Source organism: Micromonospora sp. NPDC049004 (assembly GCF_040649315.1).
Lineage (GTDB): Bacteria > Actinomycetota > Actinomycetes > Mycobacteriales > Micromonosporaceae > Micromonospora.
In genome coordinates this window covers 452,016-467,505 of the sequence record NZ_JBEZFG010000005.1, presented here as the reverse complement: position 1 = coordinate 467,505, position 15,490 = coordinate 452,016, and the positions used below count along the sequence as shown (strand labels likewise).

The 15,490-nt window shown below is 74.4% G+C and carries 14 protein-coding genes and 1 riboswitch; of the genes, 6 read left to right on the top strand and 8 right to left on the bottom strand.

Translation table 11 applies throughout. The annotated features are described in order from the left end of the window. Positions 1 to 42: 42 nt before the first annotated feature. The 3 genes from AB0B97_RS18415 to AB0B97_RS18405 form a co-directional block, all read right to left on the bottom strand. The gene (locus AB0B97_RS18415; RefSeq protein ID WP_234583310.1) at positions 43 to 288 is read right to left on the bottom strand and encodes a hypothetical protein; all 246 of its coding nucleotides are present in this window, start codon (positions 286 to 288) and stop codon (positions 43 to 45) included. A 77-nt stretch (positions 289 to 365) separates the two neighbouring features. Continuing rightward, on the bottom strand, positions 366 to 1,301 hold the full coding sequence (locus AB0B97_RS18410) for a GNAT family N-acetyltransferase (protein WP_357494833.1): 936 nt from the start codon (positions 1,299 to 1,301) through the stop codon (positions 366 to 368). 49 nt (positions 1,302 to 1,350) lie between these two features. Continuing rightward, on the bottom strand, positions 1,351 to 4,020 hold the full coding sequence (locus AB0B97_RS18405; RefSeq protein ID WP_357494831.1) for a S8 family serine peptidase: 2,670 nt from the start codon (positions 4,018 to 4,020) through the stop codon (positions 1,351 to 1,353). A gap of 193 nt (positions 4,021 to 4,213) precedes the next feature. Here AB0B97_RS18405 and AB0B97_RS18400 point away from each other — a divergent pair, with 193 nt between their 5' ends. Further along, positions 4,214 to 6,028: a glycerol-3-phosphate dehydrogenase/oxidase gene (locus AB0B97_RS18400; RefSeq protein ID WP_234588354.1), complete on the top strand. Its 1,815-nt coding sequence runs from the start codon at positions 4,214 to 4,216 to the stop codon at positions 6,026 to 6,028. Between the two features lie 89 nt (positions 6,029 to 6,117). Then, a complete protein-coding gene (locus tag AB0B97_RS18395) occupies positions 6,118 to 6,654 on the top strand; it encodes a hypothetical protein (RefSeq protein WP_357494829.1) in 537 nt (178 codons plus the stop codon). A 9-nt stretch (positions 6,655 to 6,663) separates the two neighbouring features. Here the strand turns inward: AB0B97_RS18395 and AB0B97_RS18390 are convergent, their stop codons facing one another. Next, the gene (locus AB0B97_RS18390; RefSeq protein ID WP_357494827.1) at positions 6,664 to 8,064 is read right to left on the bottom strand and encodes an FAD-linked oxidase C-terminal domain-containing protein; all 1,401 of its coding nucleotides are present in this window, start codon (positions 8,062 to 8,064) and stop codon (positions 6,664 to 6,666) included. A 56-nt stretch (positions 8,065 to 8,120) separates the two neighbouring features. Here AB0B97_RS18390 and AB0B97_RS18385 point away from each other — a divergent pair, with 56 nt between their 5' ends. Next, positions 8,121 to 8,405, top strand: a complete 285-nt coding sequence (locus tag AB0B97_RS18385; protein ID WP_357494825.1) for a DUF4031 domain-containing protein — start codon at positions 8,121 to 8,123, stop codon at positions 8,403 to 8,405. Here AB0B97_RS18385 and AB0B97_RS18380 read toward each other — a convergent pair. Beyond that, entirely contained in the window at positions 8,377 to 9,033 is a 657-nt protein-coding gene (locus AB0B97_RS18380) for a metal-dependent phosphohydrolase (protein WP_357494823.1), read from the bottom strand. The genes AB0B97_RS18385 and AB0B97_RS18380 overlap by 29 nt on opposite strands. A 138-nt stretch (positions 9,034 to 9,171) precedes the next feature. Between AB0B97_RS18380 and AB0B97_RS18375 the strand changes: the two genes are divergently transcribed. Beyond that, on the top strand, positions 9,172 to 10,374 hold the full coding sequence (locus AB0B97_RS18375) for an FUSC family protein (RefSeq protein WP_234588355.1): 1,203 nt from the start codon (positions 9,172 to 9,174) through the stop codon (positions 10,372 to 10,374). 75 nt (positions 10,375 to 10,449) lie between these two features. Here AB0B97_RS18375 and AB0B97_RS18370 read toward each other — a convergent pair whose 3' ends face one another. After that, positions 10,450 to 11,685 carry an aminotransferase class V-fold PLP-dependent enzyme gene (locus AB0B97_RS18370; protein WP_357494979.1) on the bottom strand — a complete coding sequence of 412 codons (1,236 nt, stop codon included), beginning with the start codon at positions 11,683 to 11,685 and terminating at the stop codon, positions 10,450 to 10,452. 79 nt (positions 11,686 to 11,764) lie between these two features. Beyond that, positions 11,765 to 11,885, bottom strand: a riboswitch (SAM riboswitch). A 23-nt stretch (positions 11,886 to 11,908) separates the two neighbouring features. Between AB0B97_RS18370 and AB0B97_RS18365 the strand changes: the two genes are divergently transcribed. Then, positions 11,909 to 13,393, top strand: coding sequence for a PrsW family intramembrane metalloprotease (locus AB0B97_RS18365; RefSeq protein ID WP_357494821.1), 1,485 nt, complete (start codon positions 11,909 to 11,911; stop codon positions 13,391 to 13,393). A gap of 15 nt (positions 13,394 to 13,408) precedes the next feature. On the opposite strand, the gene AB0B97_RS18360 is transcribed toward AB0B97_RS18365, so the two are convergent. Both AB0B97_RS18360 and AB0B97_RS18355 read right to left on the bottom strand, forming a co-directional pair. Continuing rightward, positions 13,409 to 13,576, bottom strand: coding sequence for a hypothetical protein (locus tag AB0B97_RS18360; RefSeq protein WP_234588321.1), 168 nt, complete (start codon positions 13,574 to 13,576; stop codon positions 13,409 to 13,411). 92 nt (positions 13,577 to 13,668) lie between these two features. Beyond that, positions 13,669 to 14,007 carry a co-chaperone GroES gene (locus tag AB0B97_RS18355; protein ID WP_234588322.1) on the bottom strand — a complete coding sequence of 113 codons (339 nt, stop codon included), beginning with the start codon at positions 14,005 to 14,007 and terminating at the stop codon, positions 13,669 to 13,671. Positions 14,008 to 14,112: 105 nt separating this feature from the next. On the opposite strand from AB0B97_RS18355, the gene AB0B97_RS18350 reads away from it, so the two are divergent. Next, the gene (locus AB0B97_RS18350; RefSeq protein ID WP_357494819.1) at positions 14,113 to 15,477 is read left to right on the top strand and encodes an AI-2E family transporter; all 1,365 of its coding nucleotides are present in this window, start codon (positions 14,113 to 14,115) and stop codon (positions 15,475 to 15,477) included. Positions 15,478 to 15,490 lie beyond the last annotated feature (13 nt).

The following is a 15,490-nucleotide window of genomic DNA, read 5'->3' as shown; positions in this document are numbered from 1 at the left end:
CCGAACGGGGCGGGCCGCTGACGCGGTCCGCCCCGTTCGTCGTCAGGTGGGTAGCGGGCGCTGGTTACGGCGTTTCTGCGCCCGGTCGTACGGCGGGAGCAGCTGGATCGGCGCGTCCACCATCTCCTGCGGTTCCTCGGCCAGCGGTTCGCCGTCGGTGGTCATCTCGGCCAGCTGCTCGGCGTCGCCGTAGTCGAGCCGGTCGAACGGGAGTTGGCCGGGCAGTTCGCCGACCGGTTTCCAGGTGATCGGCGGGCCGTCCTCGGTCTGGTCGTCATCCGTGGTCATGGCTGCCTCCTCTACCGAAACGGTAAGGGGCGTCGATGGCTCATGCGGGCGAATGGATTCATGTCCCATTTGCCCTCTCACGTCACCGGTAGGGTCCGCCGGTACAGGAAGAAGACCCGCTCGATCCGGGCACCCGCGCTGCCGGAGTAGAACGGCACCGGCCCCACCCAACCGATCTGCGCCCGGTCCACCCCCGCCGCGCGCTGGTCACGCAGGCAACGTCGCAGCAGCACGCCGCCGATGCCCGAACCCTCGGCGGAGGGCGCGGTGCCCATCGGCCCGAACCAGCTCGGCCGGGACGACCCGTAGGCGGCGAAGCCCAGCACCTCACCCGCCCGCTCCGCGAGGTGGCAGCCGGCCCCGGCGCGGCCCACCGACCCGGCCAGCTCGCCGTCCCAGGTGCCACCGAAGGTGGACCGGGCGAACGCGGCCAGCGCCGGCAGGTCCGCGGGCTCCGCCCGGCGTACCGTGATGCCCTGCCCCGCCAGCCGTTGCTCCGCGGCCTCCGTGGACCGCAGGGCCGGTGACCCGTCGTACGACAGGTCGGCGGTCATGTTCCAGGCGGTCCGGTCCTGGTGGTAGCCGAGCGCCAGGGCGGCGCACACCGCCGGCGTGTACCGCACGTCGATGCCCGGCCAGGCGTAGTACGGCGGGTTCCCGGCCAGCAGCACCTCGGTGACGCCGCGCTGGCCGAGTGCCTGCTCGGCGCGCGACAGCAGCGCGCGACCCACCCCCCGGCGGCGCTGGTCGGGGAGCACCGCGACCAGGTCCACGTGCCCGATGCCCGCCTCGGTCGGCGACACCGAGCAGAGCAGCACCCCGACCAGGTCGTTCCCCCGGTACGCGCCCAGCCCCACCACCGCGCGGTCGGCGGCGGCCCGGGTCCACAGCACGTCCACGATGGCTGCCGCCTCGGCCGCGTCCTCGGGCAGGTCGAGCGCCTGCGCGCAGAGCCGCGCCACGGTGGGCGCGAGGTCGGGGCTCAGTTCGGCGACGGTGATCTCGGCGTCCATGGTCGCCGACCCTAGATCACCTGCCGGCGGTGACCGGCCCCGCCCTCGTTCACCCCTGGGCGGCGCGAACGGCTGCGTACGCGTCGACCTGGCCGGCGCCCGTGACGTTCGCCGGGCCGCCGCAGGCGTCGGTGGGGTTGTCGGAACGGTACGTCGGTTCGGCCGGCGTCGCGGTGTCCCGCAGGATCTGCCGGGTCCTGGTCAGGTCCCCGATCAGCGCCGGGTTCGCCGACCACATGAGCGCTACCACTCCCGCCACCTGCGGGGTCGCCATCGACGTGCCGTCCAGCGCCGCGTACCCGCCGCCGGGCATGGCCGACACCACGCCCACCCCGGGCGCCAGCACGTCAGGTTTGCCGATGCCGCCCGGCACCGGTCCGCGTGAGGAGAACTCGGCCACCCGCCGCTTCGCGTCCACCGCGCCCACGGTCAGCACGTTCGCGTACGGAGCGGGCGGGTCGTCGATCGACGCGCACCACGGGCCGGTGTTGCCGGCCGCGGCGACCACGAAGATCCCGGCGGCGTCCAGCGCCGTGGTGGCCGGGAGCAGGGCCTCCCGGTCGCAGCCCTCGATCGCCGGGCAGCCCCACGAGTTGGTCAGCACCTGCGGGGCGCGCTCGGGCCGGCCGTCGGTGAACGGATCACCGCCGGCCGGGAAGGGCGCCAGCATGAACTGGAGGCAGTCCAGGTAGTGCCCCGGGCTGCCCAGATTGCGGTCCAGATTGACGCAGCCGACCCACTGCGCGTCCGGGGCCACCCCGATGCCGTCCCGCCCGACCGCGCTGCCCGTCGTGTGGGTGCCGTGCCCGCCCTGGTCGTTCGGCGTTCGGGTGCCGTCCCACGGGTCGTACCAGGAGTCGTCCCCGCCCCGGAACCCGGCCCGCAGCGCCGGATGGCCGCCGTCCACGCCGGAATCGGAGCTGCCGACGACGATCCCCCTGCCGGTCACCCCCAGTTGGGACCAGACGCGGTCCGCGCCGAGCTGACGGATGTTCCACTCCGGGCCGGTCGGCGCCGGCGCGGTGCCCCGGCTCTGCCCGGCCGGGGCCGGCAGCGGCCGCAGGCGCTGACTGACCAGCACCCGAGCCACCTCGGGTCGCCGCGCGAGCCAGGCCCGTACGGCCGGGCCACCATCCACCTCGACCGCATTGACCAGGTAGTACGGCACCGGGTCGAGTCGTAGCCGCCCCGCCGTGCGGCGCAGGTCGGCCTGACTGCGGTCGGCGGTGGTGACCAGCAGCCGGTAGACCTCCGCCGCCCGGGCGTCCCGTCCGGCCTGCCCGGGAGCGCCGGCCGGGATGCCGCTCAGGTCGGCCTGCTCACGCAGCACGACCAGCAGCCGCTCCCCGTACAGGCCGGGTTGGCCGGGCCCGACGTCGACGACACCCACGGTCACCAGCAGGACCGCAGCGGCCAGCGCGGCGACCCGGCGACTCGGGGTGCGTGCCGTCGGGCGGGCCAGCAGCACCGCGTACCCGATGGCGACCAGTACCGCGACGGCGAGGCCGGCCCCGGCGGCGACCGCCACCCAGAACGGGACGTCCCGGGTGCCGATCAGCAGCAGGCTGATCTCTTCCGGGTCGGTGAAGGCCAGCGGGCCGAACGCGGCCAGGCCCACCAGCCAACCGGTCGCCGTCCGGCCGGCGCGTGCGGCGCCGGCCGGGTCGGCCGTCGGTCGCCAGGTCGCGGTCGGGCCGGCGGTGGGCTGCCCGGTCGCGGTCGGGTCGGCGGTGGGGCGGCCGGTCGCGGTCTGGTCGGCGGTCGGTCGCCAGGTCGCGGCGTACAGCGCGGCCAGCGCGAAGCCCGTCGGCGGCAGCGTCAGCAGGGCGGGCAACTGCGCGCCGGACTGGCCCGTCCCGGCCGCGAGCAGCAGCAGCGCCACCCCGGCCACCAGGCCACCGACCAGCACCAGGCGGGCCGGCCGGGGCGGCCGGCCGACCGCGAACCGGGACCAGAAGGTGGCGTCCAGCAGCACCGCCGCCAGCACGCCCAGCGCGGCGGCCGCCAGGCCCGCGAGGACGGTCTCCAGGAGCCCGCCGAGCGCGCCCAACCAGGCCCACGGCAGCAGCAGCGCCAACCCGGCGGCGACCGCGAGCAGCGGCACCGGCCCGGGCCGACGCGATCCACGCTGTCCCCGGACCGGCTCGGGGCCCCCGGCAGCCGACGGGGCGACGTCGACGCCCGCCTCGGGCCGTTCGATGGCCCGAGCTGTGGCGGCGTCGCCGTTCGGCACCGCACCGCCGAGACCGTCGCCGGCCCACGGCGCGGTGGCGTCCGGCGCGGTGCCGACGTTCGAGCCGGACGATCGTCGCGCCGACCAGGCCACGGTGAGCGCGCTGAGGGATGCGGCGGCGGCCAGCGCGGCGAGGTACGCCTCGTGGTGCACCGGCGGCACGACGCGCAGCGCCGTGAGCACCCCGAGCACGAGTGCCCCGACCAGCCAGACCCGCCCGGTGGCCCGGACCGTGGTCGAGCGGGGCAGCACGGCCAGCAGCAGGGCGGGCGTGCCCACCAGCACGACGACGGTCAGGCCGAGCACCGGCCAGAGCCAGCCCACCCGGTCCCGTCCGAAGCCGAGCAGCACCTGATCGGTGAGCCAGCCACCGGTCTGGGTGGCCACCGTGACCGCCACGGTCCAGCAGCCGACGAACACGGCCGCGACCACCGGCCACGGGGAGTTGCGGTCGCCGAGCCCGGGATGCGCAGGTTGACCATGCATCCGGAAACCCTACGACCACCCCGAGCAGTCGCGAATCGAAGAACCGCGCAGATCCTGGGACAGTTTCCGGCAGCCGCTGACGGAAACTGTCCAAGATCTTCCGCGGGGCGACGCGGAAGGAGGCGGGCTGCGCGGGCGGCGAATGCCGACCGGCCGGCACGGCGGTTACGGTGGATGGGTGCGTGACCCCAACATCTCCCGATCCGTCGCCGGGCAGCTCTCGCCGGTTCGCCGTACGGCCGACCTGCGCCGACTCCGCGCCGAGCGCTTCGACGTGCTGGTCATCGGGGGCGGGGTGACAGGTGCGGGCGCCGCCCTGGACGCGGCGTCCCGGGGCCTGAAGGTGGCCCTCGTCGAGGCCCGCGATTTCGCCTCGGGCACGTCGAGCCGATCCAGCAAGCTCATCCACGGTGGGCTGCGCTACCTGGAGCAGTTGGAGTTCCACCTGGTCCACGAGGCGCTGACCGAGCGGGGCCTGCTGGCGACCCGGCTCGCGCCGCACCTGGTCCGCCCGGTGCCGTTCCTGGTGCCGCTGCCGGCCGGCCGCGGCCTGCGGGACCTGCCCGCGCGGATCTTCCGCCGCTCGTACTACGGCGCGGGCGTGGCCACGTACGACGCCTTCGCCGGCCTCTTCGGCGGTGGCCGGGGCATGCCGCTGCACCGGCACCTGACCCGCGAGGGGGCCCGGCGGATCTTCCCGAGCCTGCGGGCCGACGCGCTGGCCGGGGCGATCCGCTACTACGACGGGCAGGTCGACGACGCCCGGCTGGTCGTCACCCTGGCCCGCACCGCGGCCAGCCTCGGCGCCACAGTGGTCAGCAGCGCCCGGGCCGTCGGGCTGATCCGGCAGGCGCGGGAGGTCACCGGCGTCCGGGTCCGCGACCTGGAGGCGCCCGCCGGGTCCCCGGACGCCGAGTTCGAGGTGCAGGCACGCACGGTCATTGCCGCCACCGGTGTGTGGAGCGACGACATGTCCCGGATGCTCAACGACGTGGGCCTGCGGCCCGGCGTCCGGGTGCGCGCCTCGAAGGGGGTGCACCTGGTGGTGCCCCGCTCGGCGATCACCGGCGAGACGGGGCTCATCCTGCGTACGGCACGGTCGGTGCTCTTCGTCATCCCGTGGGGCGGGCACTGGATCATCGGTACGACGGACACCGACTGGCGATTGGACAGATCCCACCCGGCGGCCTCGGCCAGCGACATCGACTATCTGTTGGAGCAGGTCAACACCGTGCTGGACCGGCCGTTGACCACCGCCGACATCGAGGGCGTCTACGCCGGGCTGCGGCCGTTGCTGGCCGGTGAGGCCGACTCCACGTCGAAGCTCTCCCGCGAGCACGCAGTGTTCGAGCCGATGCTCGGGCTGCTGCTGGTGGCCGGCGGTAAGTACACGACGTACCGGGTGATGGCGTCCGACGTGGTCGACCGGGCCGTACGCCGGTTGGGTGGCGCCCGCGCGTCGCGTACCGCCGACCTGCCGCTGCTCGGCGCGGACGGCTACCCGGCGATGTGGCGCGACCGGGCCGACCTGGCCCGCCGGCACGGCGTGCCGGTGGGCGTGGTGGAGCACCTGCTGGAGCGGTACGGCACCCTCACGCTCGACCTGCTGGCGCTGATCGACGCCGACCCGTTGCTGGCGTCCCCGCTGGCCGGTGCTCCGGAGTACCTGGCGGCGGAGGTCGCCTACGCGGCGCGGGCCGAGGGTGCGCTGCACCTGGAGGACGTGCTGACCCGACGGACCCGGATCTCCTTCGAGACCAGCCACCGTGGCCTGGAGTCGGCCGAGCACACCGCCGAGCTGATGGGCGCGGTGCTCGGGTGGGACGCGGCGAGGAGCGCCCGCGAGGTCGAGAACTACCGTGCGCGGGTGGAGGCGGAGCGGCAGTCCCAACTGATGCCGGACGACGCCGGGGCGGACGCGGCCCGACTGGGCGCACCTGACGTACGGGGTTACGCGGCGGACCGGGGTGACGACGACCAGGCCGAGCTGCGCCCCACGCCACAATGACCGAAAAGTAACGTTACCGAGTGGTAACTATCGATACCGGCCCGGATGGTGGTTTCGAACGCTACCTACGGTGGGGTAGGTTTCCGCGCGTGCTGTACCGCGCGCGCCCCCGTCTCCTCACCCCCCTTCTTGCCGTGGCGCTCGCCGCCGCCCTGGCCGGGTGTTCGCTGTTCGGCGGCGACGACGCCGACAAGCCGGTCGCCCAACCGCCGGCCGGCTCGGCCGCCGGTGTGCCGGCGCCCGAGATCCCGACGACAGTCGCCGCGGGCCAGGTCAGCCTGATCCAACGGCTCGGCGCCGACGCCCCGCTGCGCACGTTGAGCGTCGAGCGGGACGGCTCATGGCAGTGCCTCGACTGTGCCGGCGACGGGGTCACCTCCCGGGGCAGGCTGGCCGCGGAGCAGACCGAACGCCTCCAGGTCCTGCTCGCCGACCCCCGGCTCGCCGAGGAGACCGACCAGGTCCGGCGCTACCGGACCACCTGTATCGACGCGCTGACGTCCAGCCTGCTCACCTCGTCCGGGCTGGTCACCTCGCAGGACTGCCCGGGTGAGGAACGCCCGACGGTGGCGGGGGAGATCCTGTTGCTGCTCACCCAGGCGACACCCGCCGAGGTCAAGGGCTGACGCGGCCCGTCAGAGCACCTTGCCCGGGTTGAGCAGGCCGGCCGGGTCCAGCGCCGCCTTGATGGCCTGATGCACCCGGACGCCGACCGGGCCGATCTCGGCCGCCAGCCAGTCCCGCTTGAGCAGCCCCACCCCGTGCTCGCCTGTGCAGGTGCCCCCCAGGGCCAGGCCGAGCCGCATGATCTCGTCGAACGCCCGCCGGCCCCGCTCCACGCTCGCCGGGTCGGCCCGGTCGACGACGATGTTCGGGTGCATGTTGCCGTCCCCGGCGTGCCCCACCACACCGATCGGCACCTCGCAGTCCGCCGCGATCCGGGCCACCCCGTCCAGCAGTTCGGCGAGAGCGCCCCGCGGCACCGCCACATCGTCGATCACCAGGCCGCCGTTGCCACCCGGGTGGGTGTCGGCCGCGAACTTCTCCATCGCCGGGTGGGCCAGGCGGCGGGCCTGCAACAACGCCGCGGCCTCCAGTGCGTCGGTGGCCGCGTAGACCTCCTCGGCGCCAGCCGCCTCGCACACCTCGGCCAGGGCCGCCAGGTCGTCGCCCGCCCGGTCGCCGGTGTCGGCGGCGGCCAGCAACACCGCCTGCGCGTCGGTCCGCAGCCCCATCGGCTGGTACGCCTCGATCGCCCGCAGGTGGGTCTGGTCCAGCAGTTCCAGCAGGCTGGGCGTGAGGCCCCGCGCGGCGATCCGGGCCACCGCCGTGCCGGCCGCCGCCGTGGAGCCGAAGACCGCCACCAGGGTCAGCGAGTCGGCCGGGGCCGGCCGCAGCGCCACGGTCACCTCGGTGATCACCCCGAGGGTGCCCTCCGAGCCGACGAAGAGCCGCGTCAGGTCGTAGCCGGCCACCCCCTTGGCGGTACGCCGCCCGGTGCGCAGCACCTCGCCGGAGGCGAGCACCACCTCCAGGCCGAGCACGTACTCGGTGGTCACGCCGTACTTCACGCAGCACATGCCGCCGGCGTTGGTGGCCACGTTGCCGCCGATCGTGGACGACTCCCAGGAGCCGGGGTCCGGCGGGTACCAGAGGCCCTGCCTGGCGACCGCCGCGGCGAGCGCGGCGTTGACCACGCCGGGCTGGACCACAGCGATACGGCCCACCGGGTCGATCTCGCGGATCTCGTCCATCGCGACGGTGCTGATCACCACCGCGCCGTCCACCGCGTTCGCCGCGCCGGCCAGCCCGGTCCGCGCGCCCTGCGGCACCACAGGTACGCCGTGCCGTGCCGCCGCCCGGATCACCGCCACCACCTGCTCGGTGGTGCGGGGGCGGGTCACCACTGCCGGGACTCCGGCGGCGCAGAGGTCGGCCTCGTCGCGCTGGTGCAGGCGCAGCAGGTCCGGGTCGGTGAGCACGGCGTTCTCGCCCAGGGCGGCGCGCAGGTCGTCGAGGAGTCCGGTGGGGGCCATGCCGCCGAGGCTAGGTCGCCGACCACCGATCATCAACGCGGGCTAGCTTGGGCACCATGCTCTACCTGGACCGGCCGGCCTGGCCGTGGCGCGGTCGACTCTGGTCGCACCTGATCAGCGACGTCTCCTACGCCGAGTTGCACGCCTTCGCCGAGGCGCTTGGCGCACCCCGGCGCGGCTTCGACCGGGACCACTACGACATCCCGGCCGACCGGTTCGCGGCGGCGGTGTGGCTCGGGGCCCGGGTGGTGCCGAGCCGGGAACTCGTCAGGTTGCTGCGCGACGCGGGACTGCGTCGCCCGAAGCACCTCGTCAAGCCGGGTTCGTCGGCGATCCGCTGAGTGCGGCCAGCTCACGGCGCAGGTTGTCGCGGGCCGGCTGCTCCCACCGGTCGGCGAGCGGCGGCAGCCGGAACAGCGCGGGCAGCGCCAGCAGCCCGGTGAGCACGGTGGCCCGTCCCGTCCGGAAGGCCGGATCGGGCACGTGCGCGTACTCCCGCCGGATCGCCGCCGCGTAGCTGTCGTAGGCGGCCGGCGGTCCGGCCAGCACGGCGAGGTCCGCGTCACAGAGCAGGGCGCCGTCGGGGTCGCCAGGGCCCACGGCGTGCCCGGCGGTGAGCAGGACCAACCGGCGCACCTCGGCCACCGCGGGCGCCGGCACCCCGAGGCCGGTGAGCAGGTGCCCGGCCAGCGCGGCACTGTCCCGCTCGTTGGTGTCGCCGGGGGCCCGCGGGTCGTAGACCGCGTCGTGGCACCAGGCGGCCAACCGGACCAGGTCGGGTCGGTCGGCCGACGCGGCGTGCCGGTCCACCACATCGAGGACGGCGCTCAGGTGCGCCACCGTGTGGTACTGCCGGTGCGGCTCCCGCCACCGGGCCAGCAGCTCCTCCCCGGCCCGGGTGGAGCGCTCGTCGGGTCTCGCCCCGGCGTCACGGGCCGCCGCCCGCCACCGGTCCAGCAGATCGGCCACCGCCCGAGTCTGCCGCATCCGTGCGCCGCACGCGGGAGAGAGGATTCAGGGCCCCCGCCACGGGTAGTCGCGCCCATGGCGGTGGCCCGGGACAAGAAACCTCCGGTGGTACGGCGTACCCCGCTGCGCGAGGGCCTGGTGGACGTCGACGGGGCGCGCATCGCCGAGGCCACCCAGCAACTGCGGCACCGCGGCCGGGCCACCCTGCACGACCGGCTGCACCGGGTGCGGATGGCGGGTGGGCTGGCCGTCCAGGCCGGGTTGGCGGCCGGGCTGGCGTACCTCGTCTCGCACAAGTTGCTCGGCAACCCGCAGCCGGTCTTCGCGCCGATCTCCGCGGTCGGCACGCTCGCCGCGTCGGTCGGGCAGCGGTTCCGCCGGACCGTCGAGCTGATCGTCGGGGTGGGCGTCGGGGTGTTCGTCGGCGACCTCCTGATCTACTTCCTCGGCACCGGGGCGTGGCAGCTCGGCCTGGTGGTCACGGTGGCGATCCTGCTCACCATCTTCGCCGGGGCGAGCGTGGCCATCGTCATCCAGGCCGCCGCCACGGCGGTGCTGATCGTGACGTTGAGCCCGTCCACCCAGAACCTGGAGATCCCCCGCTTCGTCGACGCCTTCCTCGGCGGCGGCATCGCGCTGCTGGTGACGGCTGTCCTGTTGCCGCTGAACCCACTGCGTGTGATCAACCGGGCCGCCCGGCCGGCGCTGGACCTGCTCGCCGCCCAGCTCGACGCCACCGCCGACGGGCTGCGCGACCGGGACCGGGCCGGCATCCAGCGGGCGCTGGAGCGGCTGCGCAACAACAAGGACGAGCTGGCCACCCTGGCCGAGGCGATCGAGGGCGCGAAGGAGACGGCCACCCTGTCGCCGGCCCGCTGGCACCGCCGCGGCGAGCTGATCCACTACGCGGAGGCGGCCGATCCGATCGACCGCGCCATGCGTAACAGCGGCACGCTGATCCGCCGGTCCGTCACCCTGATCGAGGACGACGAGCCGGTGCCGGATCCGATGCCGGACGCGATCGGCCACCTCGCCGAGTCGGTCCGGCTGCTCAAGCACGAGTTCGCGGCGGGCGAGGAGCCGCAGAAGGCACGGGAGCGCTCGCTGCGGGCCGTCAGCGAGGCCGGCCGGGCGTACGGGGCGGGGGTCGGCTTCTCCGGGAGTGTCGTGATCGCCCAGATCCGGACCACGGCGAGTGACCTGCTGGTGGCCTCCGGGGTCGAGCAGGAGGAGGCGAACCGGTGGATCCGGACGGCCTTCGGGGAGCAGGAACGGCCGGTCGGCGAACCGGCCGAGCCGGGCGAGGCGCCGAAGCCACCCACCGCCCCGCCGGTCGGCTGAGCGCGGGGCGGCGGGGCGTCCGGGGCAGGGACTCAGCCCGGCGCAGGCGCAGGCTCAGGCCAGCTCGGCTCAGGCTCAGGCCAGCTCGGCGAGCGCGGCCAGTAGGCGGTCGACCTGGGCGGCGGTGCTGCCCAGGCCGATGCTGGCGCGCAACGCGGTCGGCGGAAGATCCCGCCGGCCGGTACGCCCGGCGGCCTCGCCGAGCAGCCGCCGGGCCAGCGGGTGGGCGCAGAACAACCCGTCCCGTACGCCGATCCGGTGTTCGGCGGCCAGTCGGGCGGCCACCGCGGCGGAGTCCCGGCCGGCGACCACGAACGAGACGATGCCGACCCGGGGCGCGTCGGGGCCGAAGGTGCGCAGCTCCACCACGTGCGGCAGGGCGGCGAGGCCGGCGCGCAGCCGGGCCAGCAACGCCTGCTCGCGGGCGGCAAGCGTGACCCGGTCGGCGTCGGCAAGCGCCGCGCACACCGCCGCCAGGGCCACCGCGCCCAGCAGGTTCGGGGTGCCGCCCTCGTGTCGGGCCGGGCCGTTCGCCCAGGTCACGTCGTGGGTGGCCGGCCCGACGTGGCTGGTGGCGCCGCCGCCGGCCAGGTACGGCGCGGCGGCATCCAGCCAGTCCGCCCGGCCGATGAGCACGCCCGTGCCGAACGGGGCGTACAGCTTGTGACCGGACACGGCCAGGTAGTCCACGTCGAGCGTGTCCCTGTCGACCGGGGCGTGCGGCGCGAGCTGTGCGGCGTCGAGGACGATCCGGGCGCCGTGGCGGTGGGCCACCCGGGCCAGCTCGGCGACCGGCCACAGCTCGCCTGTCACATTGCTCGCCCCGGTCACGGCGACCAGCACCGGCAGCGCGGGGTTGCTGTCGCGGCGCAGCTCGGTGAGGGCGGCGGCGAGAGCGCGTACCGCCCCGGCGGGGTCGGCGGGCACCGGCAGGCGTACCGAGCCGCGTGGCCAGGGCAGCAGGTTGGCGTGGTGCTCGCCCGCGAAGGTGACGACTGTCGTGCCGGCGGGCAGCGCCCGGGCCAGCAGGTTGAGGGCGTCGGTGGTGTTCCGGGTGAAGATCACGTGGTCGTCGGCGCGGGCGCCGAAGAAGTCGCCTACCGTCTGCCGGGCCCGCTCGTAGGCCAGGGTGCAGCGCCGCGACAGCGCTCCCGCGCCGCGGTGCACGCTGGCGTACCAGGGGAGCAGTTCGGTGACCGCGTCGGCCGCGGCCCGCGCGCACGGCGCGGTGGCCGCGTAGTCGAGGTTGATCTCGCCGGGCACGCCGAGCACGTCGAGCGCCGCCGACGGCTGGGGCGCGACGGTGGGCAGGGCGGGCAGCGAGGGTACGAGGGTGACGGACACGCCGGAACCTCCGGGGTCAGGGACCCCGGGTGTGGCCTCGGGACGGGGTCCGCGCTTGCCCAGCACGCCGATCGGGCTGGGCCCGGTCATCACCCGGGGCACCCCACCGCGAACTCGACGAGGGTTGCCGGCCAGCAAGCCGGGGCTTGACGCTGGCGCTCGTGACCTGCCGGCAGCATAGCGGCTGTGGATGCGGCCGAACCAGCCGGCGGCGGATGGCTACGCTGACCGCATGGCCGACACCCCGCCCGGTGCACCCCTACCGTCGCCGCCGCACCCGCCGGCGGCCCCGCCCGTCGGCGGGTCAACCGGGATCCCGCCGCGCCGCTTCGGCTGGCTGCGGTTCCTGGTGCTGGCCGGGGTGGTGCTGTTCATCGCGGCGTGCGCGGTCTTCATGGTCATCACCCTCGGCCAGTCGCTGGGCGTACAGGCGCTGCTGGTCGGGGTGGGCGCCGCGATCCTGCCGGTGCCGGTGCTCGTCGCGTGCTTCCTCTGGCTCGACCGCTACGAACCGGAGCCCCTGAAATACCTGATCTTCTGCTTCGCGTGGGGCGCGTTCGTCTCCACCGCCGCCTCGTTGAAGGTGAACGAGTTCGCCGCCGGGCGGTTCGCCGACTGGGGGCTGCCGGACGCGCTGACCGGCGTGCTGGTGGCGCCGTTCATCGAGGAGCTGACCAAGGCGCTCGGCCCGATCCTGCTGCTGGTGTTCCGGCGGCGGGAGTGGTCGGGGATCACCGACGGCCTGGTCTACTGCGGGCTCTCCGCGGTCGGCTTCGCGATGGTGGAGAACATCCTCTACCTGGGCGGGTACGGCTATGCGGCCGGCGCCGACCGGTACGGCCCGGCGACCGGCGCCCAGCAGGTGATCGCCATCTTCATCGTGCGGATCCTCCTGTTCGGGTTCGCCCACCCCCTCTTCACCTCGATGACCGGTGTGGGGCTCGGTGTCGCCGCCCGGACGGCCGACCGGCGGGTCCGGGTGCTCGCTCCGATCGCCGGCCTGCTGCTGGCGATGATGCTGCACGGCACGTGGAACCTGCTGCCGACGCTGACCCAGGCCACCGGCGAGGCCGTGATCATGCTGTACGGCTTCCTGGGTCTGATGGTGCCGGTGTTCTTCGGCGTGGTCGGGCTGGCCGTGTGGCTGCGCGCCTGGGAGGGGCGGCTCACCGAGCGGACGCTGCCCGACTACGTGCGCGCCGGCTGGTTGAGCCCGCCCGAGGTGGCCGCGCTGAGCAGCCTGGGCCGTCGGCATGCCGCCCGTAGCTGGGCACGCCGGGTCGCCGGGGACGCCGGGGTGCGGGCGATGCGCGGATACCAGCTCGCCGCGACCCGGCTGGCCCTGCTGCGCGACGGGACGCTTCGTGGTCTGGACCGGAAGCCCGCTGACCGGGAGCGGACGTTCGCCGAGGAGCGGCAACTGCTGGAGGCGATCACCGCGTACCGGTCGTACTTCGTGGGTCGCGACCCCCAGGCCCCGGTGGGTGTCTGGGACGGCAGCCGTTACCACCTGCGCTTCCCGGACGGTACGCAGCGACCGGTGGACGCGCCCGACGAGCCGGTCGTGCCGATCCCGGTGGTGCTCGCCCCGCCGCCGCCTCCGATGGGCTACGCGCCGGCCAACTGGCACGGTCTGCGCCCCGCGGCGCCGTGGCCGCCGCCCGGTCACCCCTGACGGCGGTCGGCGGGCTCAGGTCATCAGCGTGGTGAGGAAGTCACCGAGCCCCTGCGCCATCGCGATCAGCGCGGCCCCGATCGCCTTGAACATCTGCGCGGCGCCGTCCGGGCGGAACGCCATGAAGTAGATCAGGAACGCGACGCTGCCCCAGGTCAGCAGTTTCTTCACGAATACCGGCATCGTCCCTCCCCAGGGCCCACGGTCGCCGGCTGGCTTCCCGCGCCACGGGCTGGCAAACGGCGCGGTGGCGTCCGCCGGCCAGGGGAGGTGCGTCAGAGATAGAGACCTGTGGAGTCGTTCTCGATCCGCTCGGCGGCCACGGCGTGCACGTCGCGCTCCCGCAGCAGCACGTACCCGCGGCCGTGCAGCTCGACCTCGGAACGGTCGTCCGGGTCGAAGAGGACCCGGTCGCCGGAGACGATGGCGCGGACGTTCGGCCCCACGCCGACCGCGGTGGCCCACGCGAGGCGCTTGCCGACCGCGGCGGTCGCCGGGATGACGATGCCCGCGGTGGAACGGCGCTCGCCCTCGCTGCCGTCCATGCGTACCAGCACGCGGTCGTGCAGTAGGCGGATCGGCAGGCCGGCGTCGAGATCGTTGTCGGCGGTCACGCCGCAGAGGCTACCGTGTGGCCGACGGGGGCCGGCCGGTGGTTACGCAGGAGATGGTCGGGGCAATGTGTGGCTGAACTGTCCTACGGTGTCGGGAACGGACGTATGCTGTCCGACCTGTCGCCGTGGGCGGGCCGGGTTTTCTGCCAGGAGGTGCGTTTGAGCCGCTTCGAGCGGGTACGCGGGCGGCTTCGCCGCGCCTACCAGTCACGACAGGAGTCGACGCGCGTCGACGAGGGCACGTTGAGTGAGGAGTTGAGCGACGTGTCGGGGGCGGCCGGTGTGGCGTCGCCGGCGGTGCCGGGGCCGACCGCAGCACCGAGCGCCACCGTCTACGGCGCGGATGCTGCGGCGGAGCTGCACAGCTCCACCGCCAGCCGGGACGACGCCGACGTCCCGCACGGGCTGCGGATCGCCGCCGCGTGGTGCTGGCGGCTGATCGTGATCGGTGTGGTGGCCTGGGCCCTGCTCAGGATCGTCGGCACGATCAAGATCGTGATCATTCCGCTGGCCATCGCGCTGCTGCTCTCCGCGTTGCTCGCGCCAGCGGTGGGCTGGCTGTTGCGGGCCCGTTTCCCCCGGTCGCTGGCGACGGCGGTGGTGCTGGTCGGCGGCCTGGTCGCAGTCATCGGCACGCTGACGCTGGTGGTCAACGAGTTCATTCGCGGCGTACCCGAGCTGAGCGAGAAGTCGTCGGAAGGCGTCCGGCAGATCCAGAACTGGCTGAAGACGGGTCCGCTGCACCTCTCCGACACCCAGCTCGACCGCTACATCGACGAGGCGCAGGCCTGGATCAACGACAACACCTCGAAGTTCACCAGCGGTGCGCTGAGCACCGCGGCGACGCTGGCGGAGGTGCTGACCGGCACGCTCCTGGTGCTCTTCGCGACGTTCTTCTTCCTGCGCGACGGCAACCGGATCTGGCGGTTCCTGGTCCGGTTGCTGCCGGTGGCCGCCCGGTGGAAGGTCGACGACGCCGGCCGCGCCTCCTGGCAGACCCTCGTCGCGTACGTCCGCGCGACGGTGCTTGTCGCCTTCATCGACGCGGTCGGTATCGGCATCTTCCTGGTCATCTTCGACGTGCCGTTCGCCTTCCCGCTGGCGGCGCTGGTGTTCCTCGGCGCGTTCATCCCGATCGTCGGCGCGGCGCTCTCCGGCGGCGTGGCGGTGTTGGTGGCGCTTGTCGACAGCGGCCCGGTCACCGCGTTGATCATCCTCGGAGCGGTGATCGGCGTGCAGCAGATCGAGGGGCACGTGCTTCAACCGCTGATCATGGGGCGGGCGGTCGCCCTCCACCCGCTCGCGGTGATCATCGGCATCGCCGCCGGCGTGGTGCTCGCCGGCATCACCGGCGCGCTGGTCTCGGTGCCACTGATCGCCGTGCTGAACACCGCGGTCCGCCGACTGGCCGCCCGCACGGTCCCGGACACCCCACCCGACGCCGTGGTGGTAGCCGCGCAGGCCCCCTGACCTTTCTCCGCGA